Origin of the sequence: Cytobacillus eiseniae, from assembly GCF_017874625.1 — a bacterium.
In the GTDB taxonomy this organism is placed as follows: domain Bacteria; phylum Bacillota; class Bacilli; order Bacillales; family Cytobacillaceae; genus Cytobacillus; species Cytobacillus eiseniae.
Window position 1 is genome coordinate 1 of the sequence record NZ_JAGIKZ010000040.1, and the last position, 24,584, is coordinate 24,584.

At 37.6% G+C, this 24,584-nt stretch carries 32 protein-coding genes and 1 riboswitch; of the genes, 2 read left to right on the forward strand and 30 right to left on the reverse strand.

Annotated elements, in window-relative coordinates:
- Window positions 1–482: 482 nt before the first annotated feature.
- From J2Z40_RS18800 to J2Z40_RS18860, 13 genes are all read right to left on the reverse strand, one after another.
- A complete protein-coding gene (locus J2Z40_RS18800) occupies window positions 483–1,022 on the reverse strand; it encodes a VUT family protein (protein WP_066391903.1) in 540 nt (179 codons plus the stop codon).
- 31 nt (window positions 1,023–1,053) lie between these two features.
- On the reverse strand, window positions 1,054–1,713 hold the full coding sequence (queC, locus tag J2Z40_RS18805; protein WP_066391901.1) for a 7-cyano-7-deazaguanine synthase QueC: 660 nt from the start codon (window positions 1,711–1,713) through the stop codon (window positions 1,054–1,056).
- Between the two features lie 68 nt (window positions 1,714–1,781).
- Window positions 1,782–2,282, reverse strand: a complete 501-nt coding sequence (gene queF, locus J2Z40_RS18810) for a preQ(1) synthase (RefSeq protein ID WP_066391898.1) — start codon at window positions 2,280–2,282, stop codon at window positions 1,782–1,784.
- Between the two features lie 127 nt (window positions 2,283–2,409).
- Window positions 2,410–2,456, reverse strand: a riboswitch (PreQ1 riboswitch).
- 330 nt (window positions 2,457–2,786) lie between these two features.
- The gene (locus tag J2Z40_RS18815; protein ID WP_066391896.1) at window positions 2,787–3,263 is read right to left on the reverse strand and encodes a nucleoside deaminase; all 477 of its coding nucleotides are present in this window, start codon (window positions 3,261–3,263) and stop codon (window positions 2,787–2,789) included.
- 163 nt (window positions 3,264–3,426) lie between these two features.
- A complete protein-coding gene (locus tag J2Z40_RS18820; protein ID WP_083953836.1) occupies window positions 3,427–3,696 on the reverse strand; it encodes a hypothetical protein in 270 nt (89 codons plus the stop codon).
- Window positions 3,697–3,824: 128 nt separating this feature from the next.
- Window positions 3,825–4,292, reverse strand: a complete 468-nt coding sequence (locus J2Z40_RS18825) for a GNAT family N-acetyltransferase (RefSeq protein WP_066391893.1) — start codon at window positions 4,290–4,292, stop codon at window positions 3,825–3,827.
- 860 nt (window positions 4,293–5,152) lie between these two features.
- On the reverse strand, window positions 5,153–7,099 hold the full coding sequence (locus J2Z40_RS18830) for a CoA-disulfide reductase (RefSeq protein WP_180316792.1): 1,947 nt from the start codon (window positions 7,097–7,099) through the stop codon (window positions 5,153–5,155).
- 25 nt (window positions 7,100–7,124) lie between these two features.
- Window positions 7,125–7,421, reverse strand: coding sequence for a rhodanese-like domain-containing protein (locus tag J2Z40_RS18835; protein WP_066391889.1), 297 nt, complete (start codon window positions 7,419–7,421; stop codon window positions 7,125–7,127).
- Window positions 7,422–7,434: 13 nt separating this feature from the next.
- A complete protein-coding gene (locus J2Z40_RS18840; protein WP_066391887.1) occupies window positions 7,435–7,797 on the reverse strand; it encodes a rhodanese-like domain-containing protein in 363 nt (120 codons plus the stop codon).
- A gap of 170 nt (window positions 7,798–7,967) precedes the next feature.
- Complete coding sequence (locus tag J2Z40_RS18845; protein WP_066391886.1) at window positions 7,968–8,231, reverse strand: metal-sensitive transcriptional regulator; 264 nt, start codon at window positions 8,229–8,231, stop codon at window positions 7,968–7,970.
- A 249-nt stretch (window positions 8,232–8,480) separates the two neighbouring features.
- A complete protein-coding gene (locus J2Z40_RS18850) occupies window positions 8,481–10,163 on the reverse strand; it encodes a methyl-accepting chemotaxis protein (RefSeq protein ID WP_162840470.1) in 1,683 nt (560 codons plus the stop codon).
- Between the two features lie 224 nt (window positions 10,164–10,387).
- Window positions 10,388–10,825 carry a YhfM domain-containing protein gene (locus J2Z40_RS18855; RefSeq protein WP_066391882.1) on the reverse strand — a complete coding sequence of 146 codons (438 nt, stop codon included), beginning with the start codon at window positions 10,823–10,825 and terminating at the stop codon, window positions 10,388–10,390.
- Window positions 10,826–10,877: 52 nt separating this feature from the next.
- Window positions 10,878–11,057 (reverse strand): hypothetical protein, encoded by a 180-nt coding sequence (locus J2Z40_RS18860; RefSeq protein WP_066391878.1) that lies wholly within the window; start codon window positions 11,055–11,057, stop codon window positions 10,878–10,880.
- 290 nt (window positions 11,058–11,347) lie between these two features.
- Here J2Z40_RS18860 and J2Z40_RS18865 point away from each other — a divergent pair, with 290 nt between their 5' ends.
- Window positions 11,348–11,596, forward strand: coding sequence for a hypothetical protein (locus tag J2Z40_RS18865; RefSeq protein WP_066391876.1), 249 nt, complete (start codon window positions 11,348–11,350; stop codon window positions 11,594–11,596).
- A 56-nt stretch (window positions 11,597–11,652) separates the two neighbouring features.
- Here J2Z40_RS18865 and J2Z40_RS18870 read toward each other — a convergent pair whose 3' ends face one another.
- The 5 genes from J2Z40_RS18870 to J2Z40_RS18890 form a co-directional block, all read right to left on the reverse strand.
- Window positions 11,653–12,162 (reverse strand): DUF3916 domain-containing protein, encoded by a 510-nt coding sequence (locus tag J2Z40_RS18870; protein ID WP_066399096.1) that lies wholly within the window; start codon window positions 12,160–12,162, stop codon window positions 11,653–11,655.
- A gap of 41 nt (window positions 12,163–12,203) precedes the next feature.
- Window positions 12,204–12,668: a hypothetical protein gene (locus J2Z40_RS18875; RefSeq protein WP_066391874.1), complete on the reverse strand. Its 465-nt coding sequence runs from the start codon at window positions 12,666–12,668 to the stop codon at window positions 12,204–12,206.
- A gap of 18 nt (window positions 12,669–12,686) precedes the next feature.
- A complete protein-coding gene (locus J2Z40_RS18880; RefSeq protein ID WP_066391872.1) occupies window positions 12,687–13,076 on the reverse strand; it encodes a DUF5071 domain-containing protein in 390 nt (129 codons plus the stop codon).
- 6 nt (window positions 13,077–13,082) lie between these two features.
- On the reverse strand, window positions 13,083–13,475 hold the full coding sequence (locus tag J2Z40_RS18885) for a hypothetical protein (RefSeq protein WP_066391870.1): 393 nt from the start codon (window positions 13,473–13,475) through the stop codon (window positions 13,083–13,085).
- Window positions 13,476–13,567: 92 nt separating this feature from the next.
- The gene (locus J2Z40_RS18890; protein ID WP_066391867.1) at window positions 13,568–14,629 is read right to left on the reverse strand and encodes a DUF1835 domain-containing protein; all 1,062 of its coding nucleotides are present in this window, start codon (window positions 14,627–14,629) and stop codon (window positions 13,568–13,570) included.
- Window positions 14,630–14,739: 110 nt separating this feature from the next.
- Between J2Z40_RS18890 and J2Z40_RS18895 the strand changes: the two genes are divergently transcribed.
- Entirely contained in the window at window positions 14,740–15,489 is a 750-nt protein-coding gene (locus J2Z40_RS18895) for an AAA family ATPase (protein ID WP_066391865.1), read from the forward strand.
- A 122-nt stretch (window positions 15,490–15,611) separates the two neighbouring features.
- On the opposite strand, the gene J2Z40_RS18900 is transcribed toward J2Z40_RS18895, so the two are convergent.
- The 12 genes from J2Z40_RS18900 to J2Z40_RS18955 form a co-directional block, all read right to left on the reverse strand.
- Entirely contained in the window at window positions 15,612–16,523 is a 912-nt protein-coding gene (locus tag J2Z40_RS18900; RefSeq protein WP_066391863.1) for a tetratricopeptide repeat protein, read from the reverse strand.
- Between the two features lie 210 nt (window positions 16,524–16,733).
- The gene (locus J2Z40_RS18905) at window positions 16,734–17,516 is read right to left on the reverse strand and encodes an ABC transporter permease (RefSeq protein WP_066391860.1); all 783 of its coding nucleotides are present in this window, start codon (window positions 17,514–17,516) and stop codon (window positions 16,734–16,736) included.
- Window positions 17,513–18,406 carry an ABC transporter ATP-binding protein gene (locus J2Z40_RS18910; RefSeq protein ID WP_066391858.1) on the reverse strand — a complete coding sequence of 298 codons (894 nt, stop codon included), beginning with the start codon at window positions 18,404–18,406 and terminating at the stop codon, window positions 17,513–17,515. The genes J2Z40_RS18905 and J2Z40_RS18910 overlap by 4 nt, the downstream gene beginning before the upstream one ends.
- A gap of 13 nt (window positions 18,407–18,419) precedes the next feature.
- The gene (locus tag J2Z40_RS18915) at window positions 18,420–18,623 is read right to left on the reverse strand and encodes a PLDc N-terminal domain-containing protein (RefSeq protein ID WP_066391856.1); all 204 of its coding nucleotides are present in this window, start codon (window positions 18,621–18,623) and stop codon (window positions 18,420–18,422) included.
- Between the two features lie 2 nt (window positions 18,624–18,625).
- Window positions 18,626–18,820: a transcriptional regulator gene (locus J2Z40_RS18920; RefSeq protein ID WP_066391854.1), complete on the reverse strand. Its 195-nt coding sequence runs from the start codon at window positions 18,818–18,820 to the stop codon at window positions 18,626–18,628.
- Window positions 18,817–19,143: a YxlC family protein gene (locus J2Z40_RS18925; protein ID WP_066391851.1), complete on the reverse strand. Its 327-nt coding sequence runs from the start codon at window positions 19,141–19,143 to the stop codon at window positions 18,817–18,819. Before J2Z40_RS18925 ends, J2Z40_RS18920 begins: the two co-directional genes overlap by 4 nt.
- Before the next feature lie 4 nt (window positions 19,144–19,147).
- On the reverse strand, window positions 19,148–19,672 hold the full coding sequence (sigY, locus tag J2Z40_RS18930; protein ID WP_066399094.1) for an RNA polymerase sigma factor SigY: 525 nt from the start codon (window positions 19,670–19,672) through the stop codon (window positions 19,148–19,150).
- 247 nt (window positions 19,673–19,919) lie between these two features.
- On the reverse strand, window positions 19,920–20,573 hold the full coding sequence (locus tag J2Z40_RS18935) for an HAD family hydrolase (RefSeq protein ID WP_066391849.1): 654 nt from the start codon (window positions 20,571–20,573) through the stop codon (window positions 19,920–19,922).
- Between the two features lie 102 nt (window positions 20,574–20,675).
- Window positions 20,676–21,098: a GNAT family N-acetyltransferase gene (locus J2Z40_RS18940; RefSeq protein ID WP_066391847.1), complete on the reverse strand. Its 423-nt coding sequence runs from the start codon at window positions 21,096–21,098 to the stop codon at window positions 20,676–20,678.
- 444 nt (window positions 21,099–21,542) lie between these two features.
- Window positions 21,543–22,973, reverse strand: a complete 1,431-nt coding sequence (locus tag J2Z40_RS19920; protein WP_066391845.1) for a J domain-containing protein — start codon at window positions 22,971–22,973, stop codon at window positions 21,543–21,545.
- Between the two features lie 484 nt (window positions 22,974–23,457).
- A complete protein-coding gene (locus J2Z40_RS18950) occupies window positions 23,458–23,622 on the reverse strand; it encodes a hotdog family protein (RefSeq protein ID WP_157087791.1) in 165 nt (54 codons plus the stop codon).
- 104 nt (window positions 23,623–23,726) lie between these two features.
- Window positions 23,727–24,323: a class I SAM-dependent methyltransferase gene (locus J2Z40_RS18955; protein WP_066391842.1), complete on the reverse strand. Its 597-nt coding sequence runs from the start codon at window positions 24,321–24,323 to the stop codon at window positions 23,727–23,729.
- Window positions 24,324–24,584: the final 261 nt, after the last annotated feature.

Genomic DNA, 24,584 nt, shown 5'->3' on the forward strand with positions numbered 1-24,584 from the left:
CATCAAAGAGTCTTCAATAGAGGGGATTGAACCCCGAACTGGCGAAAAAAAGCATCAAAGAGTCTTCAATAGAGGGGATTGAACCCCGAACTGGCGAAAAAAAGCATCAAAGAGTCTTCAATAGAGGGGATTGAACCCCGAACTGGCGATAAAAAGCATCAAAGAGTCTTCAATAGGTGCTATTGAACCCCGAACAGGCGAAAAAAAACATCGAAGAGTCTTCAATAGAGGGGATTGAACTCCGAACAGGCAAAAAAAAGCATCGAAGAGTCTTCAATAGGTGCTATTGAACCCTGAGCCCAACCAGAAGATCCCCTCTTATTTTACTGTTGTTCGTTACTCGATTAAGGACAAGTCATTTTTTCAAAAGGAATTGAGGTTTTCTGCAGGATTGCTCTTTAGTAAAACACACTGGTTGCAAAAAAAGCGCAGAAGCTGCGAAACCTCTGCGCTTTCCTGTATAGTCGCAACAAACAATCGAACTATGCTTTTGCCAGACGTCTCTCTTTCAACGCTAGTCCTTGACTTAAAATTAATGCACCTAGCATTTGAATGATTGTTTTTACAATGATTTGGCCGAGGATAGCGGCTGGTACAGCTTCCCAAGGGATAAAACCTGCTCCAAGTGGGCTTAAGCCAACGATGACAAACACGACAGAGTCGAAAAAGCCGCCAACGATTCCACTGTAAAATACGCGCCAAGCCATTGGTAGCTTTAAGCGTGTATAGATTTCTGTGTCTGCCGTTTCCGCAATCACAAACGATAACGCAGATGCTGCAACAATCATTAAAGTATCTCCTAGTAAAAACGAAGCAACACCAGATAAGAGTAATGCGATGAAAATAAATCCATATGTTTTGGCACGGCCATACTTATTTTGCACAAGATCTCGAAAAATGAAGGTTGCTCCAACAAATAATGTCCCCATTGGAACTATGAACATCCCAAACTCTAACGGGGCAAATCTTGCGGTTACAACGTTTGCCGTTACAATTGATACTAAATAGAATAAGATTCTCATATTGTCTCTCCTTTCCTGTATTTATAGAGGCTTAAGACTTGCTCTTAGCATGTAAGTACTCCTCAAGTCCTCTTTTTCGCAGCTGACAAGCTGGGCAATCCCCACAACCATCAGCGATTATTCCGTTGTAACAAGTGAGCGTTCTTTCTCTCACAAACTCAAATACGCCAAGTTGATCGGCTAGCTCCCATGTTTGTGCTTTGTTTATCCACATTAATGGGGTATGGATGACAAAGGAATGATCCATCGATAGATTTAACGTGACATTCAATGATTTGATAAAAATATCTCGACAATCAGGATAGCCGCTAAAATCCGTTTCACATACACCTGTCACGATATGCTTCGCTCCGATTTGACTGGCTAACACACCTGCAAATGATAGAAAAAGGAGATTTCGTCCAGGAACAAATGTGGAGGGCAGCTCCCCATTCTCACCTTCTTCAATCTGGATCTCTTCACGTGTCAATGCATTGGAAGCGAGCTGATTCAGTAAAGACATATCGAGGATATGATGATGGATTCCGAGTTCCTTGGCAATTTCTTGGGCACAATCAATTTCAAGACGATGCCTTTGGCCATAATCAAAAGTTACGACCTCCACTTCTGCAAAACGTTCAATTGCCCAAAATAAACAGGTCGTACTATCTTGCCCTCCGCTAAATACAACAAGTGCTTTATCCTGCTTCATGTACTAAGCCCCCTCCTTCATACGAGAGTCGCTACAAACTCTCTTTTTCTATTAATAAGCCATTCCCTTTATCGATTATCAATCGTTTCAGGATTTAGATCATGATTCATTAAACGATAGTTTGCCATTTCCTCGTATTTCGTGCCTGGTTTTCCATAATTGCACCATGGATCAATCGAGATCCCGCCACGTGGCGTAAATTTTCCCCAAACCTCAATATATCTTGGATCTAGAAGTTTGATTAAATCATCCATAATAATATTCACGCAATCCTCATGGAAATCCCCATGGTTTCTAAAACTAAATAAATAGAGTTTCAGCGATTTACTTTCAACGATTTTTTGATCGGGAATGTATGAAATATACATCGTTGCGAAATCCGGTTGCTGTGTGATTGGGCATAAACTCGTAAACTCTGGACAATTAAATTTCACGAAATAATCACGAGAAGCATGTAAATTATCAACTGATTCCAATACCTCGGGTGCATAATTAAATGCATATTGTACATTCTGATTTCCTAACAATGTTAAATCTTTTAATCCTTCAGCAGACTTTCGACCAGACATAAAAAAAACCTCCTTGAAAAAGTAATACCGAATTTTTCCAAAGGGAGGTTCTGAACGATTCTATAGAAATCTACAGGATGAAATCGAAAAAGGCCACGTCCGTATATGGACATGGCCTGTTCGTCATGTATCCATAGTTTTTTATAGAGGGTATCAGCTATGAACCTCTCCTGAGAAGTTTCAGGTATTTTATCTTTGCATATCGTATTACATATGTGAGCAAATGTCAATTTAAAAATGAAGGAAATATTCTCTAACTTCATTTCGGCTTTTTGTATTTAGATAATATAGGCATGTTAAAATGGGAGTCACTTTTTTCAAAAACATGCCATTTAACGGAGGAATCATCTTAATAATGTTAGACATTTATTAAAATCACAGTAAAGTCATATACCGATTGCTCCCCTGTGGCATATTAACAAAAATAACCTCCACTATTACTTTAGTACATTGGGAAACTGACATACTGACCGTATTAAACATCATGGCACGAAAAGCTCAACATCACTTTGCATGAAACTGCTGATGGAGCCTGCGAACTTGCTCCGCTAGTTCAGGAACAGGGCCATCGATTGGCGTATCACGGATAACTTCTTGAATGGGAAGATTTCGAACGCGCGATGGAGCAACTCCCATTTCACTCAGCCATTGTACCAGCTGTTCAGTTGAACTTGCATAAACAATCCGTCCTAAACCAACCCAGCCGTGGGCTGCAGCACACATAGGGCAATGTTCACCAGAAGTATATACAGTCGCCCTACTTCTCTCTTCAGGTGTCATGTTATTAGCCGCCCAACGTGCCAAAGCAAATTCTGGGTGTTGAGTATGGTCACCATCTGCAACGTGGTTATGATCTTCGGCAAGCACGTCGCCGTTTACTGACACAAGTACTGAGCCAAATGGCTCGTCCCCTTTCTCTAGTGCAGTTTTTGCTAATTCAACACAACGTCGCAGGTGCTTCAAATCTAAATCACTTATCATCATTGAATCCTCCTCATCCTTTTTAATTTTATCAATATCCCATATGAATGACCCATTTGCAGAGATACTAGAAAAGCATCTCTGCCTTTAAGCCATCGCTTTAATAGTCTTTTGAACTCTATGAACTCTCCTGTATAAATTTCCTATTTATCAAATCCATTCATTACTTTTTCTTTAGCATCAATAAATAACTGAGAAAATAGGCTGCACACGTAATCCCAAACAAAGCAAACACACTTGGTGTCATCGATACATACAAACTAAGCGGCAATGACCAAATAAACGCGATCAGCATTCCTCCTTTTTTTGCCTTGAAAGAAGCGGTGATCGCCAAACAAGCAGGAAGGCATAGCATAATAAACGTAGTGAACATCGGTTCAACAGCGGTTGCACCCGTATATGGATTGAAGAAGCTAAACACGATCCATAGCACAATCGATATGCCTCCTGAAAGATGCCCCAATATAGCTGAAGCTTTAAGAATATCATCCACCCCCTTTGGGAATAACGACCTGTTCTTTCTACTGTATCACGAATACTTGCTGAATTTTGCAAAAAGTATTAAACACTTTTGGGCAATCCATTTACTTTCCACTCATATTGAAGATCAGGCAAATTTTCTTCGTTTTCATGCCCCCGCCCAATTACTTTAAAGCCATTTTTTTCGTAGAAACTTTGTGCTTTTTGATTGATTTCAAAAGTGTACAATATTAATCTTCCACTTGATTGCGCCTTTGCTCGCTCTAATAACTTTCGGCCTATCCCGATTGCTTGATAATCGCAGTGAACATAAAGCTGACTTACTTCCATTTGATTATAAGCAACGATTCCAACTACTATTTCACCGATCAAAGCTATATCGATTTGAAAGTCCTCTGCTAATATATGATTTAAAAAATATACATGACTTTCAAAGCTATGAATTTCTTTCTGCCCAATTGCTCGCTCTTTGCTTTCTCGCCACATTTTCACAGTTTGCTCCGCATATTTTGGATGAAAGGGAGCGATTATGATAGGCTGTCTACCCATGCTTCACCTCCAAATTGCTATTTTGTTGATTGAAGACAGTTTGTGGTTTTTTTATCTGCTCGGGGTTCAATAATACCTATTGAAGACTCTTTGATGCTTTTATTCACCTGTTCGGGGTTCAATAACCTCTACTGAAGACTCTTTGACGCTTTTATTCGCCCACTCAGGGTTCAATAACACTTATTGAAGACTCTTCAATGCTTTTTTTCGCCTGCTCAGGGTTCAATAACACTTATTGAAGACTCTTTGATGCTTTTATTCACCTGTTTGGGGTTCAATAACGCCTATTGAAGACTCTTTGACGCTTTTTTCCGCCCACTCGGGGTTCAATAACGCCTATTGAAGACTCTTTGACGTTTTTTTCCGCCCGCTCGGGGTTCAATAACACCTATTGAAGACTCTTCTATGCTTTTTTTCGCCTGCTCAGGGTTCAATAACACCTATTGAAGACTCTTCAATGTTTTTTTCCGCACGCTCAAGGTTCAATAACCCTCATTGAAGACTCTTTGACACTTTTTGCCGCCTGCTCGGGGTTCAATAACACCTATTAAAGACTCTTCGACACTTTTTTCCGCCCACTCGGGGTTCAATCACCCCATCGAAGACACTCCCCAGTTTTTTCCTCCACCTCAGAAACCAAAAACCCCTATTTCAAGCCACCTGGCCTCACCAGAATACACTTCAATCATTTTCCTCTCTAAAATAAAATAATCTTAATACCAATTACCTTCTTAATATACAATTATACATGCCAATCCTAAAATTTATCCATGCACTTCCTTCGCAATTGATCGATACGTATTCTCCGTCCACAACACCACAAAAAAAGCACTCCCCAAAGAAAGTGCTCCATTCCCAATTTATTTCTTTTTAATCCAAAATTTAATTACACGATCCTCTTGTTCTGTTTTTAATAGCGTATGGCCTGTTTTATTTGCCCATGCTGGTAAGTCGCTTAATGTGCCTTGATCTGTTGCGTGAAGCTCTAGTACTTGCCCGCTATTTAATGTTTCGATCCCTTTTTTTAGTTTAACGATGGGCATTGGGCAAGTGAAGCCTGATACGTCCAGAACGGAATCGGCTTTTTCTCCCTCATTCGTCTCTTCTACAACGGTCTCTCCAAGATCGTTCGTTGTAGTTTCTACATTTTTCTCTAGATTGCTTCCGTAAACTGATGAATAGGTTTTCCAGCCGCCATCCACATTTTTCACTTTAAATCCATTATTTTTTAAAATACGGCTAGCTAAATATCCTCTTAGACCAACTTGGCAACTTACATAAATGGTTTGATCCTTTGGAAGTTCGGCTAATTTATTTCTAAGCTCATTTACTGAAATATTTATCGAGCCTTCGATAAATCCAAATTCTCGTTCCATCGGTTCACGGACGTCGATTAAAAGACCTCCATCTGCCACGATTTTGTCCACTTCATGCCATTGGATTTGCTCCAATTCCCCATCCATGACATTCGTTGCCACATAGCCTGCCATATTGACTGGATCCTTTGCTGATGAATATGGCGGTGCATAAGATAATTCTAGGTTAGTTAAATCTTCTACCGTTAATCCTCCTTTTATCGCTGTCGCAATGACATCGATGCGCTTATCGACACCATCTGCTCCAACTGCTTGGGCACCATATATCTTCCCTGTTTCTTTATCAAAAATTAGTTTCAATGAAATAGGTGCTGCGCCTGGATAATAACCAGCATGTGAGCTTGGGTGTATATGAATCACTTCATATGGAATGTCTAATCGTTTTAATGTTTTTTCGTTATTCCCTGTTGCGGCCACAGCTAAGTCGAACACTTTAGCAATTGAAGTACCCATTGTTCCTTGATACTTCTCTTTTTTCCCCATAATGTTATTTGATGCTATGCGCCCTTGTCGGTTGGCTGGTCCTGCAAGTGGAATCATCGCCTTCGTGCGGCTCATATAATCAACCACTTCGATTGCATCCCCTACCGCATAAATATCTGGGTTGGACGTTTGTAAGTAATCATTGACGATTATTCCTCCGCGTTCGCCTAATTCAAGCCCTGCAGACTTCGCTAATTCATTTTCAGGTCTTACCCCAATCGATAGGATCGTCATATCCGTTTCAATCTCGCTTCCATCCGCAAGTATGACTGCTTTCCCTTGATTTGCAAATGAGTGAACCCCATTTTCTAAAATTAGCTTTACCCCTTTTTCTTTTAAATGGGTGTGTAAAATACTTGCCATTTCAAAATCAATCGGTGCCATAATTTGATTGGACATTTCAATAAGCGTTACTTCGATTCCTCGATCCACTAAGTTTTCCGCCATTTCAATACCGATAAAGCCTCCTCCAATGACAACAGCCTTTTTCGGATGTTTGCTGTCCACATAGCTTTTCATTCGATCTGTATCAGGAATATTTCTTAATGTGAATAATGCTGCATTTTCCTCTATTCCTGGAATTGGCGGCACAATCGGTCTTGCTCCAGGTGAAAGCAGTAATTTGTCATATGATTCTTCATACACTTCACTCGTTTGTAAGTTTTTGATCGTGATGCTTTTTTTCTTTGGATCAATACTTACGGCTTCACTAACATTTCGTATATCTAGATTAAAGCGATCTGACATCCCCTTAACCGTCTGAACGAATAATTTATTTCGATCCTTGATTGTTTCACCAATATAATAAGGTAGACCACAGTTAGCAAATGAAATATGTTCTCCGCGTTCGATAAGAATAATGTCCAAATCTTCACTTAGTCTTCTTAATCTTGCTGCCGCTGTTGCTCCTCCAGCTACCCCACCTACAATAATTACTTTCTGTGTCATCATTTTTCCCTCCATTATGTTCTAACTACTCCAGTTTTCCTTCCCAAGCGAGCATGCCGCCAGTCATATTTATGACATTAAATCCATGACTTTCAAGAAATTGATAAGCACGGCCACTTCTCCCGCCTGAATGACAAACGAGGAGATATTCTTGAGACTTATTTAATTCATGCATGCGGAATTCTAACAGTCCAAGTGGGATATGAATCACTCCAGGAATCTTTCCCGCTTTTACTTCAGCCACTTCTCGTACATCGATAATATTTAATGTTTTTCCTTCATTCAATAAATGCTCAACTTCTTTTGCTGTATATTGTTTCAATTCATGTCCTCCTTTATCTCCAAGCACTCATGCCGCCTTTTACATTTGTCACTTTCATGAATCCTAATTTTTTCAGCATTTTACTAGCCTTTTGGCTCCTCATGCCACTTTGACAAATGACAATGACTTCTTTGTCTTTTGATAACTCTTTCTCTGCTTTTTGTGAAAGCTGGTGAAGTGGAAGATTTTTAAATCCTCTAATATTGTTTCCTTTAAATTCCGCAGGTGTACGGACATCAACCAATTGGATACTCTGATTGTTTAATTCCTTTTTTAGATCTGCTGTTGAAATTTGTCTAACACCTTTTACCGGGATGATCCGATTGATAATAAAAATCGCGAAAAGCGCAATGATAAGATAATTAATATATTCCAAAGTAAGTCTCCCCTCACTCGTTTAATCGTTACTAGGCTGCAATAATATAAGCGGCTTTTGCGTTATCCTAATCTCCACTAAATATGAGAATCGCTGCAGTTCCTCCTTACCTCAAGTATACCCCTATGGGTATTATCTTATTAAAAATAAAAGAGGGTGTCAACCCTTTTTTATCGGCTTTTTACAAGAAGATTTACGGCTTCTTTTACTAATTCTTCCGTACTTTTGGCACCAGTTTCTTCTGCTTGGCGTACACACTCAACTAAATTCGAGCTAACCACGACACCAATTGTTCGATCAATGGCTGTTCTAGTTGCAGATAACTGAGTAATTACATCTTTACAATCCTTATTCTCTTCCATCATTTTTAAAATACCTCTAAGCTGACCTTCGATACGCTTGACTCTGTTTTTCATTTGATCTGTATATTCCATTAAAATACTCCTTATCTTTATAGGTTATTTTTATCCATCTTTAGTTATAGTATACCCCATTACCTATTATATGATATGAGAGACTGTTTTCGGCTATCTATAGTTACTAATTTAAAAACAACTATTTCTCATTAACTAGTGAGTACTACTAACTATAATATACCCCATTAGGTATATTGTCAAATCCGGATTCCTAAGAGGAAAAATGCAAAAAGGACGTGCATCCTAGAAGAATGAACGTCCTTTTTTTTAAGCTTGAATTTTGAACACACTTACTTCTGCTTGTAGCTGTTCAGCTAAGTTGGCAAGCGCTTGTGCGTTTGTAGAAATTTCCTCATTCACTGCAAGCTGCTCTTCTGTTGCTGCACTCGTTTCATTTGCCGAATCTGCAACAATCGCAGCAAGGGACTGAACTTCCTCTGCATTCTCATTGACTGTTTCCACTTTTTCTTTCATCTGCATAATCGAAGTGGATACAGATTCAACCTTCATCACAACATCTTCTACACTTACTTCGATATCATTAAATACTAAAAGTGATTCATTTGTTTTTGCTCGGCCTTCTGCTATTTTTTCTCCACCCTCAGAAACTGCTTTGACAGCATCTGTACTTGCTGATTGGATAATATAAACCATCTCCACAATTTCGGTTGCTGATTTTTTCGATTGCTCTGCAAGCTTTCGCACTTCATCAGCAACAACAGCAAATCCCTTGCCATATTCCCCTGCACGTGCCGCTTCAATAGCCGCATTTAAAGCAAGTAAATTCGTTTGTTCGGATATTTCTGTTATGAGCGATGTAATCAATTGAATTTCATGCGAATGCTTTTCCATCTTTTTCATCAGCTCTGTCGTTTCTGTAAATGTCCCGTTCAATGTGTCCATTTGAGTAGCTACATTTGAGAGAACAGAAGCGCCTTTTGTAACAAGTTGTTTCATATCATCTGTCGCATGTAACATTTCTTCATTGTCACTTGCAATTTGCTGAACCCCTTCATTCAGTTCGGTCATTAATTGAACGTTTGTAATCATGAGATTTGTCTGTTGTTCACTTGATGCCATTTGTTGTTCAGCTGAACTTGAAACCACTTGTGCAGATGCCAGGCTTTCTTCTGTACTCGCTGTTAATTCCTCGGCATTTGCTGCTAGTTGCATCGATGAATCTTGCACATTATTTATGATGTTTCTCACATCGGTAATCATTTTATTAAACGAAGTGGCCATTGCACCCACTTCATCTTTATTCCTAATGTTCACCTGCTCGATCCCTAGATTTCCTTTTGAAACCTCTTCAAGACTTACGGTGATTTTCTGGATTGGTTTAGAGATATTCCGGCTGATAATCGTAGCAAGAATAATACTCACAACAATACTTATGAATGCAATGATTATAATAAACCACATCGCATTGGATTGAGTCGAATGTAAGTCATTTCTTTCATTCTCAAGGCTTGTTTGTTGAATTTCCTTTAATTGAGATAAAACGGATAGGACTTCTTCATTATACTTAGTAGATTGAGCAGCGTATTTTTCAAAAGGTAAATTCTCCTTCTTCAATTCGATAATTTTATTATTTGATTCAAATAATAAAAGTGTATTCTCTCGCAACTGTTCTAGTAATTGTTTAGATTCTTTATCTGATAGTAATTCCGTTAATTTTCTTGCTTGGTTCGTACCGGTTTCAATTTCTTCGTCCATCCTTGCAATCGCATCGTCTTTTCCAAACATGACATACTCTAAAACAGCAGTGGCCAAATCCTTTTGCGTAATCTCAAGCTCGGTTGCTAAATCCATTTTTTCTACTTCTTGATCGATGATCGATGAATAATTATCGACAACATAATTAATTGATAAAATAGAAAAAATACTAATCATCACAAGCAAGGCTAATATTACTATATAACCAGACAACATTTTTTTCCTTATGGTCATTTTCATATACTCACAGTCCTTTTTCTTAACTACGAAATTTTAACTATATTTACTATATCAATAGTATATTTGTATTATATAGTAAAAGTTATATTTTCGGGAAAAATTTCTTATAAATAACAATTACCAGAAAAAAACAGTTTACGTGTTAAGCCACGGAATATACATCCGATAGATTAACATGCATACTGTATGATTTTAAACTTACTTGATAGCTGTTAGACTCATTCTTCCGAAAGGATTAGCTTTCTTAACTCCATTGTCATTTTCGGTGAAGTAAGATAAGCTGAGTCATCCGTAATATACATAAACATACTCTTTTCATTTTCTTTCCCTAATAGTAAATGAATGCCATGTGTCGGCAATTCTCCTTTATCTGATTCATATTCCACCATTACATCGTATTCTGGTTCAGCTATTTCCGCTTGCTGTGGCTGCTTAATCGCCGTTGTTATGGCCATTTTAAAAATATCTAAGGATTTCTTATCTTTGAAGGTTTGAATCGTTTCTTCATTCATTCCTCCGAACCCTTTTGATTCTGAAATTTTCACTTCCGAGATTTTTTCGTCTAAAAGCACCATTGTTTCTGCTTGCTCTGTTTGGCATGCGGCCAATATAAGTGAAACGAATATAATCGATACGATTGAAATTACAGCTTTCATGTTGCTCCTCCTTCATGTTGATTGCCTAACAAATAATCGAAATAGCTTTCAACTACTTTGATTGTTTGTTCCGATAAATAAAAACTAGCATAGCACTTAGTATGACAGCACAAATTCCATTAAACCACACGAGTCTCGTATTTGTTTCCCAATGGATCACGACTTGACCAATAATCATGATTAATAAGAGGATTAGCAAACAGAACATCCATTTTGTTTGAATGGTTTTCATAGATTATGCACCACTTTCATTTCGTTGTTGTAATAAAAGTTCATCTGCTATCAGATCTTAACTTATTTGGAATCTCAAAACTAACTCCACCTTTATTGCTGCTTTCATCCACTATGGTATAAAGAAAATTACTTTTTTCGTCAACTGCTATAAAGAAAAATCAATCACACGAGGTGCTGCATGTGAATCTGCTTCAGTTAATTTCTGCCATCATGCTTTGCCTGTAATTGTCTAATTGATTCTTGGGGGACTTTTATGGGCGAAGCCATTCCCAAGGAGTGTGATGGCAAGTGAAACCTTATCAAACAAATCGGAGTCGTGCCTATTACCGACACCATCGAAAAAGAGTCATTCAACGAAAATCAAAGATTGCTAAGCAATTAGGATGGCATTCTCGCTTCACTGGATCTTTTGCAAAAGGAAAGATCCATTGTTCATGCTGGATGTGCTCGCAAAAAACAAATAGAAATGGATGGCCTCATTCACAAGTCATTCAGTTGGCACGCTTCAATCATCAGCTAGATGATGACAGGAGTTGAGTGCTTACTGTGCAGGAGAAGTGTCTTTTCTCCTGCTCCTTCTTGTTTTTTACTACCTACTCTACTTCCCCAATAAACCAAATTTCTTTTTCGAACAATTCTCTTTCTTCATCTATTATTTCTTCTCTAATGCCGAGGGAGCTCATGTCTTGAGGAATGGATACGTTCCACTCTCTCTCAAGATTCCTTTCTAGTGATAGAGGGATCCACTTTTGCTCCTCCTCATTTCTATCAAAAAAACCATTAAAATGACTATCCCCTAAAAAAACAATAATTTGACTAGCCCATAAATCAGTGACATCAATTGCGACAACTACCCGAAGGCATTGATTAGATGGGGGTTTTATTCTCATTAAATATTCCGCTCGATCTAATAAAGTTTGCATACATAGTCGTTTGATCCCTATGGGCGTTTGATTTGAAGAAATAAACCCTTGTCCGACCGGCAAATGTAGATGCCAATATCCATTATAAAAATCAGTAGGAAATGTCATCGTTTCCTGTACCAATCTATTTACCATGTTTTTCGCTCTGCGTTTCAAGCCGCGAACCTTTTTATCAGACATATCCTTCCCCCGATTCTCCTTAAAGGCAATCTTCACCTTGCCTAATCCCAGCAATTATAAATAACTTCACCAACTGTTTTTGGTTTCCAATTTTTTATTTGGGCTATTTCTGCCTCGTTCAAGCTATTCCTATTTTCAACAAATAACTGTCCCGTTTTTTCTGCTATTTTTAAAGGTGTATGTAAATCTGCTACAGTCAAAACTTGATAGCCGGCAGCACTACAAGCATTGTGCAAGCTGGAATCATTTATAAAGTTTACTTTGCTATCCTCAACAAAATCTGCAAAGGCGATGTAGGGATAATGGGCATTTAGCAAAATATAGAGATCATTGCTTAATTTCACCTCATAGTAATTGGATGGATAGTGTGGCTTCGTGAAGAAGATGACTCTTTCTCCAATTAATCTAGCAATCTGAAAACAGAAACGTTTAAACTCTTTGCTGTCCATAATCGGAGGCTCGTCCTCCTTCCGATCATAAAAACCTGTTATCCCATTGAGAAGCATCCCTCTTCCCTCTCTTCTTCATCCAATCGTGCTCAAAATCTCACTTGCCATCTCATCAAGTTCTTCGTATTTTTCCCCTACTGTTGGTCTTTCAACAAGTCTGATAAGTTCATCTTTCAATTGGACTTTGATCTCTTTCGGCAATCTTTTGATTAAAATGTCCAAGCACCAATACTTCCATATCTCATCATTTGTAGCAAAGACATCTTGTATGAGCGGAACCATTTCATTCGGGAATGTTAAAAGGAGTTCCGCAACCTCATGGGCAATCGGCCAATTCATATCCTGAATCCATTCCAATAGGCCAGGCAGCAAAGGCAAGAGTTCTATTCGATTCATTTTCTTTAATTGATCCACTCGATCAAAATCATGCTTATTTCTAGGCAACAAATTAGTGTAGTCTTTCATTTTTGTCTACTCCTCTTGAATATTAAGGCTTTTATAAAAATCATCCACAATCGGGTGGATATCCGGATTCGTATAATAATAATTTTCATTTACTTGTGTTAATCCAAATTGATAAGCTTCCTCATCATCTTGAAAAAGAGTGACAGAGTAACGCCAGCCTTCCCGATCTTCTTGTTTTTTTTCTGGAATGAATTTGATATCCTTTATCTTATCTATGAATTCCTTGATCACAAGAGGATCTGTCAGTGTTTTTTTATATCCCGTACTTCCATCGACAATGACAACTTTCGTTATTTGATCAAGATTTCCTTTGTAAAATTCAGGAATTGTTTTTGTTTCTAATCCGCATCCAGTTACAATCAATAGGATTAAATAGATAAAAGCAAACGACTTTTTCATGACCTACCACAACTCCTATATTAAAGGGATATCCGATCCTTTGTTAGAAGGTACTATTCGACTTCTATGTTCTCCTGCCCCCTAACTGAAACTCACTCCTCATTATTCAATCTTACGCTATAATATCGCATCGCTTTTAAATTCCCTTCCATCTCAAAGACCCCTTTTTCAATTAGCTTTCTAAGCCTATACTCAACAAAGGAATCCCCCAAATATTGGTCTAAATGCCCGATTACTTCTCCTATTAACCTTGCAGATTTCATAAATGCTTCCGGTTCATTCTCACGTTCTCGTTCTGTCTGCAGTTTTTTCGCCAGATTGATCATATACTGGTCATAATAGTCTTCTTCGACAGCCCTTATCTTTTCATTTCTCCAAATACGCAACGTTGCCTTCGTGTCTGCGAGAGCTCCCCACTCTTCTTCAAGTTCCATTCTTTCATGTGGAGGCAATGAAGCATTCGCTTTGCTTTCCTCATAAATTACTTGCAGTTTTTCCGGAGGAATTTCTCCAGTCTGTCTAACGATGTATTCGATATCCGGTCGATTAAATTTTTCCGCATACCTTTTTGTTGCATTAATTACTTGGATGTTATTTGTTTTGTTCTTTAATAAGTGCATGACAAATCGCAGTCCCGTTTGTTCATGGGCATTATCTGCCACCCATATTGTAATCGGCCTATCTGCTGGAATGGAATTTATTTGATGAACCGTTTCAGTGAACCGCTGCTGATAATCACGAAACTCATCCATTTCGTCATTCATTACCTGTTTCATAAAAGCAAATCTAGCTTCCAGCCCAGCCTTTTCATGCAGGTTCCAGAGTGGACCAATCGAAAACATGTCCCAAAAAGAAATAACCATTTCTTCTTTAGATACATCCATTTTCTTTAACGCATATTTTAATGATCCTGCCGGTGAATCACCGAAAAGAATATGGATCATTTGAACATTATTTTCTTGATTCTTGTCCGCCCGTTCTTTGGACAACTCGAAAACCATTTCATATATATTTTCTATATCACTTATAAACTTTGACTCTGAATAATCGGTTTCCCTTAATAGATCCATTCTTAAAAGAACCCCAAATAGCAATGATTTCGCTTCCTCTTCAGGCAATTCCTTGATCGCCTTTTTCAATTGATCTATTTCCATCTGTTGTTCCTCCTCGAAAATCAATCGATGAATCTTCATTTTATGTTATTATTTGGTATTAAGAAAGCTATTTAAAAAATACTTCAAAATAAATATAGAGGTGCTGTTTTGTGGAGGAATATCAATATATTAGAAGTTTAAAGCTGAGGCGTGAAGAAATTAGCTCTTTTAATCGCTACCCCTTTCATTTGCCAAGCATCAAAACATTAGATGAACTAGCCTTTCATCCAAAGGTCACTTATTTCGTTGGCGAAAACGGGATGGGCAAATCAACCTTATTAGAAGCGATTGCGATTGCGGCTGGATTTAATCCAGAAGGAGGTTCCTTAAATTTCAATTTTACTACCTTTAATTCTCATTCTCCGCTGGAAAAGTATATTAAGCTGATCAAAGGGGTTGAAAGGCCAAAGGATGGATTTTTCCTTCGTGCAGAAACCTTTTATAATCTGGCAACGAACATTGAAGAATTAGACCGTGAGCCCGGAGCAGGACAGAAAATCATTGATTCATTCGGAGGCGTGTCCCTTCATGAACAATCACATGGAGAATCCTTTTGGGCCACATTTGTAAACCGTTTTCGCGGAAACGGGATTTATTTATTAGATGAACCTGAAGCTGCCTTGTCTCCTTTAAGACAGCTATCCATGTTAGCTCACATCCATGAATTAGTTGATCAAAATTCTCAATTTATCATTGCGACCCATTCTCCCATCATTATGGCCTACCCAAATGCGCAAATTATCGAACTGACGGAGGAAGGGGCACGAGAAACATCACTTGAGGAAACGAATCATTATAGCATCATGAAACAATTTTTTGATAACAGGGATCGATTATTGCATCATTTATTGAATGAATAACTACCACCCTCAGCCTGTGAGAGATTTTATATTTGCTAGATAAAATTTTTCACAGGCTGAATTTTTCAATGATTAGTTGAACTTGAAATGGACTACAGATTGTTTAGTTGATTAGCACTTTATTATTGATATTCAGGGTGGTTATGGCGAGAACAGCCAAAGAGATAGCAGGCCGTCTGTATATTAGGAGTAAACTCCATTATTGGAACATAACCAGATTTGATTTTTACAAGCATTTGTTCAAATTCTTGCTTTTCCTCGATCAGTTCCTTTAGCTGATTTTCTTTATCGAGCTCTGACCAGCCTTCCTCACATTCTTCTTCGTATGCTTCTTTAATCTCTTCTGCTTTCTCATAGATCAATTCATCTAACAATTCATCACATTGAGTGATCTGATCCATCTTTACTAATGAGTAGATGTAGCGGCTAATCCAATTCGGCTGTTTATAATACGCCTCCCAGCCCTTTTCGAACCATTTGATTGCTTCTTCATAACAACCCATCTCTACATATAAATCGGCTACATCCACTTCTCCGACAAAATCATCATCCGTTTCAGAAAATGCATCGAGTATCCGTTTGGCTTCACCTGTATTCCCCAATTCAATCAAACATTTGACATGGCTATACATAGCATAATCCGATGGTTCTGAAGCGAGAAGAAAATAGTCTGCAGCATCTTTTTTATTCCCTAGGTGATAATTAGCGACTGCCAAATTGTTATAAGCCATTTCAGACGGTTTGATAGAAATTGACTTTTGCAATATCTCTTTGACCCATTCCCACTTTTCCTGCCGAAAATAAATTTCCCCTAATAAATTATACGGAAAATATGACTGCGGATTCATATGGATGACTTCCATTAATAATGGAAAAGCAAGGCTGTCATCCTCTTCCTCACTGCAATAAATCCATGCAAGATTATGTAGAGATTGGACATCCCTTGATCTTTCAACAGCTTCTTTAAAAACCTTTAACGATTCATCATATTTATTTTCTTCCAGCAATGCAATTGCCTTTTGATTTAAATTCAAACTGAAATCCTCACTTTCCACCCTTTACACTTTTCTCTACATCCTAGCAAATAAAGCTGCCTCATTTCTACTTTTTTAGAAACCTAGCTTTTTTTATGAATAAGGAGTAGATTCTCAATACTGAAAAGTGCCTATTAGCATCCATTATTTGGATGGTAACAGACACTTTCTGTATTCATTATTGAATTATTTTCTATGAATCAATACATCTCAATTCCCAAACCGTTCAAACTTTTTAAACACAAGCACGGCCAGCCCCAAGAAAAGAATCGATAAGGCCAATGTACTAAGCGACACGAGTGAAGCGGACTGTCCCCATTCTCCTTCTATTAAAATTTTCGAAGCTTCTTGGCGCAGGTTTCCTGGACTCCATTCCATATATTTCGGCAACAAGGTTGTTAGAATACTTATGACTCCTAAAAACAACACACTTACGCCAGCGATTCCGCCACTATTCCGTAGCAGCGTTCCAACAAAGAGTGTAACCGCAGTAAGAAAAATAATCCAAAGACTGTAAATAGCTAAGCTTGCGAGCATGAGGTGCCATGGCACTTGATCAAATAGGATCGTCGTATAATACCAAGTTAAGAGATAACTAGCCGCCAATGCGACAAGCAAAATACTAAGCTGTGAGATATATTTACTTATTATATACTGAAGTGCACTTACTGGCCTCACCATTACAAACGATAGCGAGCCGGTTTGTCGCTCATGGGAAATCACATTCATGAGCGCCAGAACGAACAGCAGCGTGCCAATCGTTCCATATTGAGACATCGTACCAACCAATACTTCTGCACCGGTCGGCATCGGTATTTCGATGACCGTTCCTTCGGGAAGATTGCCAGCCATCTCAAGGATTTGTGGCATATAATAGCTTGTGAGTGGCTGAGAAATGCCGATTACCATCATCACAATTGGCAGCCATATCCATTTCCCGCTGCGCATACTTTCCTTCATTTCCTTTTTAAAAAGAACAATAAAATTCCTCATCGCTCCATCACCTTCATATATACGTCTTCCAATGAATCCTGCAATAATTCAAAATGAATCAGCGTCCGTCCCTGTTTCAATAGCGTTTGAACCAATTGATTGGAATGTGCATGCTGCTCCATTCGAATCTTCACTGTACAAGGATCAATATACTCGGCCGCTTCAATGAAATCGAGCTCGTTCAGTACATCTTCAATCGGTTCCTTCGTTTGAAGCTTAATGGCAAGTGAATCATGTTCCTTTTTTAACGCCTCTAGCGTTCCGTTCCATTTTAAGTTCCCGTCTTTCAGCATGAGGATATCTTCACAAACTTGTTCCGCATCATGTAAAATATGAGTTGAAAACAGAATCGTCATCTTGCTTTTCAATTGCTCTATTAACTGGAGGACATCTCTTCTTCCCGCCGGATCAAGAGCAGATACAGGTTCATCTAGTATGAGTAATTCTGGTTCATGTAACAAAGCCTGAGCAAGACCTAATCTCTGCTTCATCCCCCCTGAAAACCCACCGATCTTCTTGTTTTTCACATCCTCTAGCCGAACAAATGCCAATGTCTCCTCCATCCGGACGGCCAGCTGTTTTTTCGGAACATGCGACAATTCGCCTGCAAACTGAAGAAACTCCGCTGCGGTCATCCAATTGAAAAAGGACGGATGCTGTGGCAAAAAGCCAATCTGTGAACGATGATCCTTCTGATTGTTCCCTGCAAATGCAATTGTTCCTGCAGTCGGTGCGAGCAAACCTGCAAGCATTTGTAAGGTTGTCGTTTTTCCAGCGCCATTCGGACCAAGCAAGGCGATGCAGCGCCCCTTCCCAATTGAAAAGGAAATCGGGTGGACTGCTGTATGCTTTTTGTATTTTTTTGATAAATGATTGACCGTAACGAGCATCTGCTTGTCTCCCCTATCCATTATTTTTACGTCCGATTAGAAAGTAAATGACTGGACCAACAATGTTCACGATGATGATGATTAAAATCCACATCCATTTTGGCCCATTTGTTTCCTCTTGTTTTGCACAGTTCACTAACGCAAACGCCATTAAAATAGCTTGCAAAACTAGGAGCGGTGTTAGAAGAGCCCAATTCACATCAAATAAAGTATCCATATTTATTTTCTTCTCCTTTGAGGTAAAATGACAAATACCAAATAAAACAAAGTCGGCATTGGAAACTGAATCAATCCCCAAAGCCCCCAAAACCATGCAAAGCCCTTTTTCTTTTTCGCATCTATAAATAACAGTGTGCTTTGGACAAGCATAATCACAACAATAACCGGAATCATGTATAGTCCCAACGTTGTCATAAGTGAGCTTCCCTTTCTTTCTTCTTTCTTTTTACTAGAATATAAAAGACAATCGGCCCAATCATCATTGCGCATATTTCTATCACAATAAAAAGGACGGGAGCTTGAACAATGCTAATAGTAAAAAAGCTCAATATACAAATAGCTGTAACGAAAAAGATCAGCAATTCTTTATAAAATCCTTTTTTCTGTTTTTCCTGAAAGACCTCAATTTGTTGTTTCATCTCGAAGTTTGAGGTCGAATGATTCTCCGCTAATTCATCTAATTGCTCCCAATCATGTTTTAGCTTCTCCAATTGAGTCTCCTCGTCTATTTGCTTCATCAACTCACTCCTTTCTCAATCGTGTTAACCCCGTATGAACCCTTGATTTGACCGTTCCCGGCGGAATTCCCATCATATGACCGACCTCTTCATACGAATACCCATAATAATGATGTAAAAGAATCGGTACTCTCATCTCATCTGCCAATTGGTTAAAATCGGTGAACACATCACTCCACTCCATCCCTTTCACTTTTGCTTGCCAGGTTAGCTGTCGGGAGAGCGTCCGCTTGATCTGATTCAGCCATTTTTTTTCTCTTTTTTGCTTACGCAGTAAGTCCATATACAGCCTCGTTGAAATCGAGATCATCCAAGTAGAAAACTTTCCTTTTCCTTTAAAGGACGAAAGGTTCGTATAGCACTTTAACATCGTATCTTGGGCAAGATCCGCACTCACTTCCTCATCAAGGGTAAGTTTCAATAAATATTTATATAAAAATGAATAATGACGCTCGAATAGCTGAGTGAATGCATCCTGATCACCCGTTCGTGCTCTTTCAATTAAGCTCCAATCTTGCTCCTGTTCCATACGATGCTCCTTTCTCTTTGAATGCATTATAAGACGTCTGGCACATCCAAATCGTTCATTCTCTTTTTTAGAATTTTTCTCCAACCTTTGCTCCATTTTCATTGAAAGGTTAACTTTTGGAAATATTATTCGTTAGTTAACTTTTGTTTAACAGAAAAAAAAGCCAAAAATATGCAAGATTCCTTGGATATTTTCGGCTTATTGATAACTGTAGATTATTGAACAAGAGCACTTGAAGTTTGGGATTTTACTGTTGATGCAAGTCCATTTTAAGTACTTGTATGAATTCATCTACACTGTTAAACATTTGATCTGGCTGCACACTAAATTCAAGTGTTTGGTAATTTGGCAGCCATTGTACTCCAATTGTATGGACGTTTGCTTGTTTACCAGCTAGAATGTCCGCATCACTATCTCCTAGAAAAATCGCTTCGTTATTTTTTATATGAAGCAAATCCAATGCTTTTCTTACTCCTTCTGGATGTGGTTTTGGTTTAATCACGTCATCCCCTGTAATGATCACATCAAATAAATCATTCATCTTTAGACATTCTAAGGAAATAAGCAAACTCCTCGTCGCTTTTCCAGTAACAATCCCTAATTGATACCCTTCCCTTTTTAAAAGCTGCAGCAGCTTATTTATTTCCTCACTTTCAAGAACGAGTTCTTCGTGTTGTTCGCGATATTTTTCATAATATAATTCAATCGCTTCATCATGATTTGAATTGTTTAGATTTTCTCTAATGATTCCCGTCTCAAACGGACCAAACATCGCCTTAATTTCATCTGCAGTAACTTCAATATGATCAAATTCCTTAAAAACCGCCTGAAACGCATAAAAACAAACGGGCAAAGTATCAGCAAGCGTCCCATCAAAATCAAAAATAATCGCTTTAATCATTACACACCCATCCCCCTTGGATTTAGAAGAAAAGCTCATACATGAATATTCTATTCTCACTCTTGAAAAATAGCCGTTGCTTTCATAAAAAGACGATTCTCCTTATAAATCCTTTTTCAAATAATAATGCGTATAGTCCCTACCAACATTATCTAGACTCCCGTACACTTCATACCCATTCTTCTTATAGAAATCCAATGCTTGAAAGCTCAATGTATCTACCTTTATAAAATCACATGCTTTATCCACTGCAATTTTTTCAAGTTCAGCTAATAATTTTGTTCCATATCCCGATTTTCTTATTTCCTCATCAATCATAAAAGTATGGATCTCTAACCAATTCCAGCATACTTCACTAAGGATTCCCCCACGAACAATGCCATTCTCATCCTTAAGAAACAAACAAATCTCTTCATATCTCCCTCTTAAATCTTTTGGAAAATGCGCTAAATTAAATTTGTAAAGGGATTCATCAATATATTGTTTGTCCTTTTTATCAAACGCTTTAGTAATATGAAGGGTCATTTACATATATCTCCTAACGTAGTAGTTTCTGATACTTTCTACTAACAAGCGTGCAATTCCTTTTTATTATACTAACATGTACTGTTTGGTTTCTGACTAGAATGTTTTTTTTGCGATTTTATCAGCCTTGTTACTATTACAGCAAAAAAACGAATTCTCTCAGCATATTTACTATGTCAAATCACCCTTTTTCATCGTATTAATTACTTTTCTTGAGTTTACCGATCATTTTTAATGATTTATTTGATTTTCCATTTTTCTAAAAAAAAGCGAAGGAAAACTAATCTTCTGTCAAACATCCTCATCTATTAGAATGTTGACCATATAAAAAAGGCATCTAAAAAGTGAACATGCGACTTTTTAAATCCCCTCTTAAAAAAATATAAAAGTTGGTTCTGAATCTATTTCTAAGTCATTTAATTAATTGTTATTATCCGAAAATCATTAAGAATGCACATATTGATTAAAGATTGCATCTAATGCTTCATACGCTACATTTATTTCAGACATTTTCTCTGGGTCTCCATTAGCTAAATCAGGGTGATACTTTTTCGCTAATTTTTTATATTGTCTTTTAATAATGGTAAAATTACGTACGTTCGTATCCAATTCTAGTATTTTTAAATATTGATCAATCTCAGCTTCCTTATCATGACTACTGCCAAATTGCCCTTGTTCTGTATACCCTTTTAATCGATCTAATTCGATAAAAATTCGTTGTACTTTTTGAAACAATTCTTCATGTAACTCATTCATTTGTAATTCGATTAGGTAAACATCATTTACAACGAAAGAATAGTCATCTACCTCTCGAATCAATCCTCTGTTGATTGCACCGTTAAACAAATCTAGGCTAAATAAAATTTCAAATAGAGCTTCTTTCAACGTATGTAGATCTAACGAAAATTTATCTAATTCTTCAAGGAGTTTGTATATCGTATGTGGCAAACTATATTGTCCATTCGATTGCTGAATAGGAATGATTTGATTATTGGCGATCATACTTTTAACTCTAATCGTCCGGTCCGCCTCTTTTTCAAACTTGATGTTGACATCGATCGTCTCTTTAATGATCAATGTTCCTGCACCAAAACCAGTAAAGTTAAATTTTTTCGTATACATATAGATTGGACCTTTAATCATTATGCCTAATTCTTTCACAAGTAATTCTTCTCTATCAAAACGAAGATCGTATTTATATTTCTTATCTACACGCTGTGTGGCATAATCTTCAATATACCCTTCATAAGTAAAAAAGTGTTCTGTATGCTTCTCTAAAAGCTTAGCCCGCTTTTTCTCCATACTTGACTTAGTCATTCCACCTTCAATAAAGTAGCCGCTTTGCTTATTTGAAAATTCAAGCCCTTCTGTACGAATTCTTTCAAATAGAGCCCAATGTAACAGCAGCTGTCGTAAAGTGTGCACGAAGTTCGGATCATCTAGTCTATTTAAAATATTAAAAATCTCTTTATACTCTCTGAAAATATCTATGCTGCCTTTCTTCTTTTTTATTTCAAAATCATGAAGTTCAAACCCAGTCATCCCTAAATGCAATTCCCCTAAAAATTTATAAGGTCCTACGTAAATCGTCGCATGATTACGATCACTAGTGATGGTCATTTTTTTCGTTTCCTGCACACCAACATAGAACTCATGAAAATTGTTCATCCCAAATAACTGCGGATAAACGCGTAGTGGACCTTTTACGATCACATTGCTCCCTTTTAATAATTCATTGCCATCAACAAAATCCTCATAAGGGGCATTTTCTCTTAACAGAAGTTTGCTATCTATATTATCCAGTCTTTTTGCTCCTAACTGCTGTGTGACAAAGATGAATATAAACAAAAAAACAATAATAGCTACTATTTCCATTTCACTTTCTTCCTTCCACTTTTTAAAAAATATAAAACTATTTTCCTATTATAATTTTACTATATAATTCCAGTCTTTTGAACAGCTTACATAAGAAAAGCATATCAATATCTTGATACGCTTTCTAAGTGGGGATCGTATTCTGATTTCAATTCTATATGTAAGTAGTAGGACACCTGTTCCGCTATTTGCAATAATAATGGTACTTTCACATTTTTACCGGACATACGATCCGTTATTTATCTAAAAAGGTGTTGTTTTCACCTGATTATTAGTAAATAGCGTACTCAGTGTCCGTAAACTCTCCAAAATGGCCTAATTTATGATAATAACGGACTTACTATCCAAAAAAATTGAAACACATGGATTCCCACACTAAATCCATGCGTTTCATCTTGCAATTTCTATTATTTTCTTGCTTTGTTTTCGAATACTTCTAACACTTATCCGAGTGCTACAATACACGTGACAGATTCATTCAACTTTATTCCTCATTATCCATTTCAATAAAGTAGTGGTCTTTACGGTAGGAGACCGCCTCCATAATGGCTATTAATTTTTCCTCATGGAAAATTTCAATTTGATAATATCCAATCCTGAAGTTTCGTCTTATTTCAGATGCACGAGCAACGAAAATATCCCCTGACATTGCTGATCCCATAAATTGTATAGTCGTTTGGACAAAAAAAAGCCTACCATTTTTGGTAGGACAGCAATGTATTGCACGATTTAACTAAATGGATCCGTTCATCATCACTTCATACTACTAGCTATAAACATGGACGCATTTTGTTTCATAAAAATATTTTCCCCGTGATGGAATGTTCTCATTTCCATTGATTTAAATCCAACTTCTAATATGCTATTTTTCAGTTCTTCGTGCGTAAAGCCGTTATGTACTTTTGGATGATTAATTTGATCATTCTTATCAAAATCAATGATGATTAGCTTTCCACCGCTATTTAAAATGCGAAACAATTCCTGTAAGATTTTTTTCGTATCTGGAATATGAAGTAGGACGAGTGATAATAAAACGATATCTGCCTTCAGTTCAGGCGTTTCTTGAGTAAAATCTGAATACAGTACATTTGCATTCGTTATTCCTCTATGAGAAATTTTAGCATTCGCCACCTCCAACATTTGTTGTGACGAATCAACCAGTAAAGTCGAATCCACTAAATCTGATAATTCTAAGCTCACTAGACCGGTGCCACTCCCATAGTCTATGAAGGATTTGGATTGGCTATTTCCTATTTCCTTTCGTACTTCCTTAACGATGACATTTGCTAATGCCATTCTCTCTTCTGTATCGTATCTTTTAGCCATCTCTTCAAAAACATTCTGTTCCATTATCGACTCTCCTCCAATTAATCATAGTAGTTATATTGTCGTCATTATAACAAAAGGCAATGGCAAAGGCTGAATATTTCTCTCGACCGAATGAATGGAAAATCCAGTGGGAAGGGTCTCCTATAAGGTCTATTGAACCCCGAACGAACAGAAAATCTAGTGAAAGGGGCTTCTATAAGGTCTATTGAACCCCGAACGAACAGAAAATCTAGCGAAAAGGGCTTCTATAAGGTCTATTGAACCCCGAACGAACAGAAAATC

Bases quoted from the DNA above. Each gene is read 5' to 3' on its own strand.
- J2Z40_RS18800 (WP_066391903.1), bottom strand. From the start codon at position 1,022: ATGAGAATCTTATTCTATTTAGTATCAATTGTAACGGCAAACGTTGTA.
- queC (WP_066391901.1), bottom strand. From the start codon at position 1,713: ATGAAGCAGGATAAAGCACTTGTTGTATTTAGCGGAGGGCAAGATAGT.
- queF (WP_066391898.1), bottom strand. From the start codon at position 2,282: ATGTCTGGTCGAAAGTCTGCTGAAGGATTAAAAGATTTAACATTGTTA.
- J2Z40_RS18815 (WP_066391896.1), bottom strand. From the start codon at position 3,263: ATGATAAGTGATTTAGATTTGAAGCACCTGCGACGTTGTGTTGAATTA.
- J2Z40_RS18825 (WP_066391893.1), bottom strand. From the start codon at position 4,292: ATGGGTAGACAGCCTATCATAATCGCTCCCTTTCATCCAAAATATGCG.
- J2Z40_RS18830 (WP_180316792.1), bottom strand. From the start codon at position 7,099: ATGACACAGAAAGTAATTATTGTAGGTGGGGTAGCTGGAGGAGCAACA.
- J2Z40_RS18845 (WP_066391886.1), bottom strand. From the start codon at position 8,231: ATGGAATATACAGATCAAATGAAAAACAGAGTCAAGCGTATCGAAGGT.
- J2Z40_RS18850 (WP_162840470.1), bottom strand. From the start codon at position 10,163: ATGACCATAAGGAAAAAAATGTTGTCTGGTTATATAGTAATATTAGCC.
- J2Z40_RS18855 (WP_066391882.1), bottom strand. From the start codon at position 10,825: ATGAAAGCTGTAATTTCAATCGTATCGATTATATTCGTTTCACTTATA.
- J2Z40_RS18860 (WP_066391878.1), bottom strand. From the start codon at position 11,057: ATGAAAACCATTCAAACAAAATGGATGTTCTGTTTGCTAATCCTCTTA.
- J2Z40_RS18870 (WP_066399096.1), bottom strand. From the start codon at position 12,162: ATGTCTGATAAAAAGGTTCGCGGCTTGAAACGCAGAGCGAAAAACATG.
- J2Z40_RS18875 (WP_066391874.1), bottom strand. From the start codon at position 12,668: ATGCTTCTCAATGGGATAACAGGTTTTTATGATCGGAAGGAGGACGAG.
- J2Z40_RS18880 (WP_066391872.1), bottom strand. From the start codon at position 13,076: ATGAAAGACTACACTAATTTGTTGCCTAGAAATAAGCATGATTTTGAT.
- J2Z40_RS18885 (WP_066391870.1), bottom strand. From the start codon at position 13,475: ATGAAAAAGTCGTTTGCTTTTATCTATTTAATCCTATTGATTGTAACT.
- J2Z40_RS18890 (WP_066391867.1), bottom strand. From the start codon at position 14,629: ATGGAAATAGATCAATTGAAAAAGGCGATCAAGGAATTGCCTGAAGAG.
- J2Z40_RS18905 (WP_066391860.1), bottom strand. From the start codon at position 17,516: ATGAGGAATTTTATTGTTCTTTTTAAAAAGGAAATGAAGGAAAGTATG.
- J2Z40_RS18910 (WP_066391858.1), bottom strand. From the start codon at position 18,406: ATGCTCGTTACGGTCAATCATTTATCAAAAAAATACAAAAAGCATACA.
- J2Z40_RS18915 (WP_066391856.1), bottom strand. From the start codon at position 18,623: ATGGATACTTTATTTGATGTGAATTGGGCTCTTCTAACACCGCTCCTA.
- J2Z40_RS18920 (WP_066391854.1), bottom strand. From the start codon at position 18,820: ATGACAACGTTGGGACTATACATGATTCCGGTTATTGTTGTGATTATG.
- J2Z40_RS18925 (WP_066391851.1), bottom strand. From the start codon at position 19,143: ATGAAGCAAATAGACGAGGAGACTCAATTGGAGAAGCTAAAACATGAT.
- sigY (WP_066399094.1), bottom strand. From the start codon at position 19,672: ATGGAACAGGAGCAAGATTGGAGCTTAATTGAAAGAGCACGAACGGGT.
- J2Z40_RS18935 (WP_066391849.1), bottom strand. From the start codon at position 20,573: ATGATTAAAGCGATTATTTTTGATTTTGATGGGACGCTTGCTGATACT.
- J2Z40_RS18940 (WP_066391847.1), bottom strand. From the start codon at position 21,098: ATGACCCTTCATATTACTAAAGCGTTTGATAAAAAGGACAAACAATAT.
- J2Z40_RS19920 (WP_066391845.1), bottom strand. From the start codon at position 22,973: ATGGAAATAGTAGCTATTATTGTTTTTTTGTTTATATTCATCTTTGTC.
- J2Z40_RS18950 (WP_157087791.1), bottom strand. From the start codon at position 23,622: ATGTCAGGGGATATTTTCGTTGCTCGTGCATCTGAAATAAGACGAAAC.
- J2Z40_RS18955 (WP_066391842.1), bottom strand. From the start codon at position 24,323: ATGGAACAGAATGTTTTTGAAGAGATGGCTAAAAGATACGATACAGAA.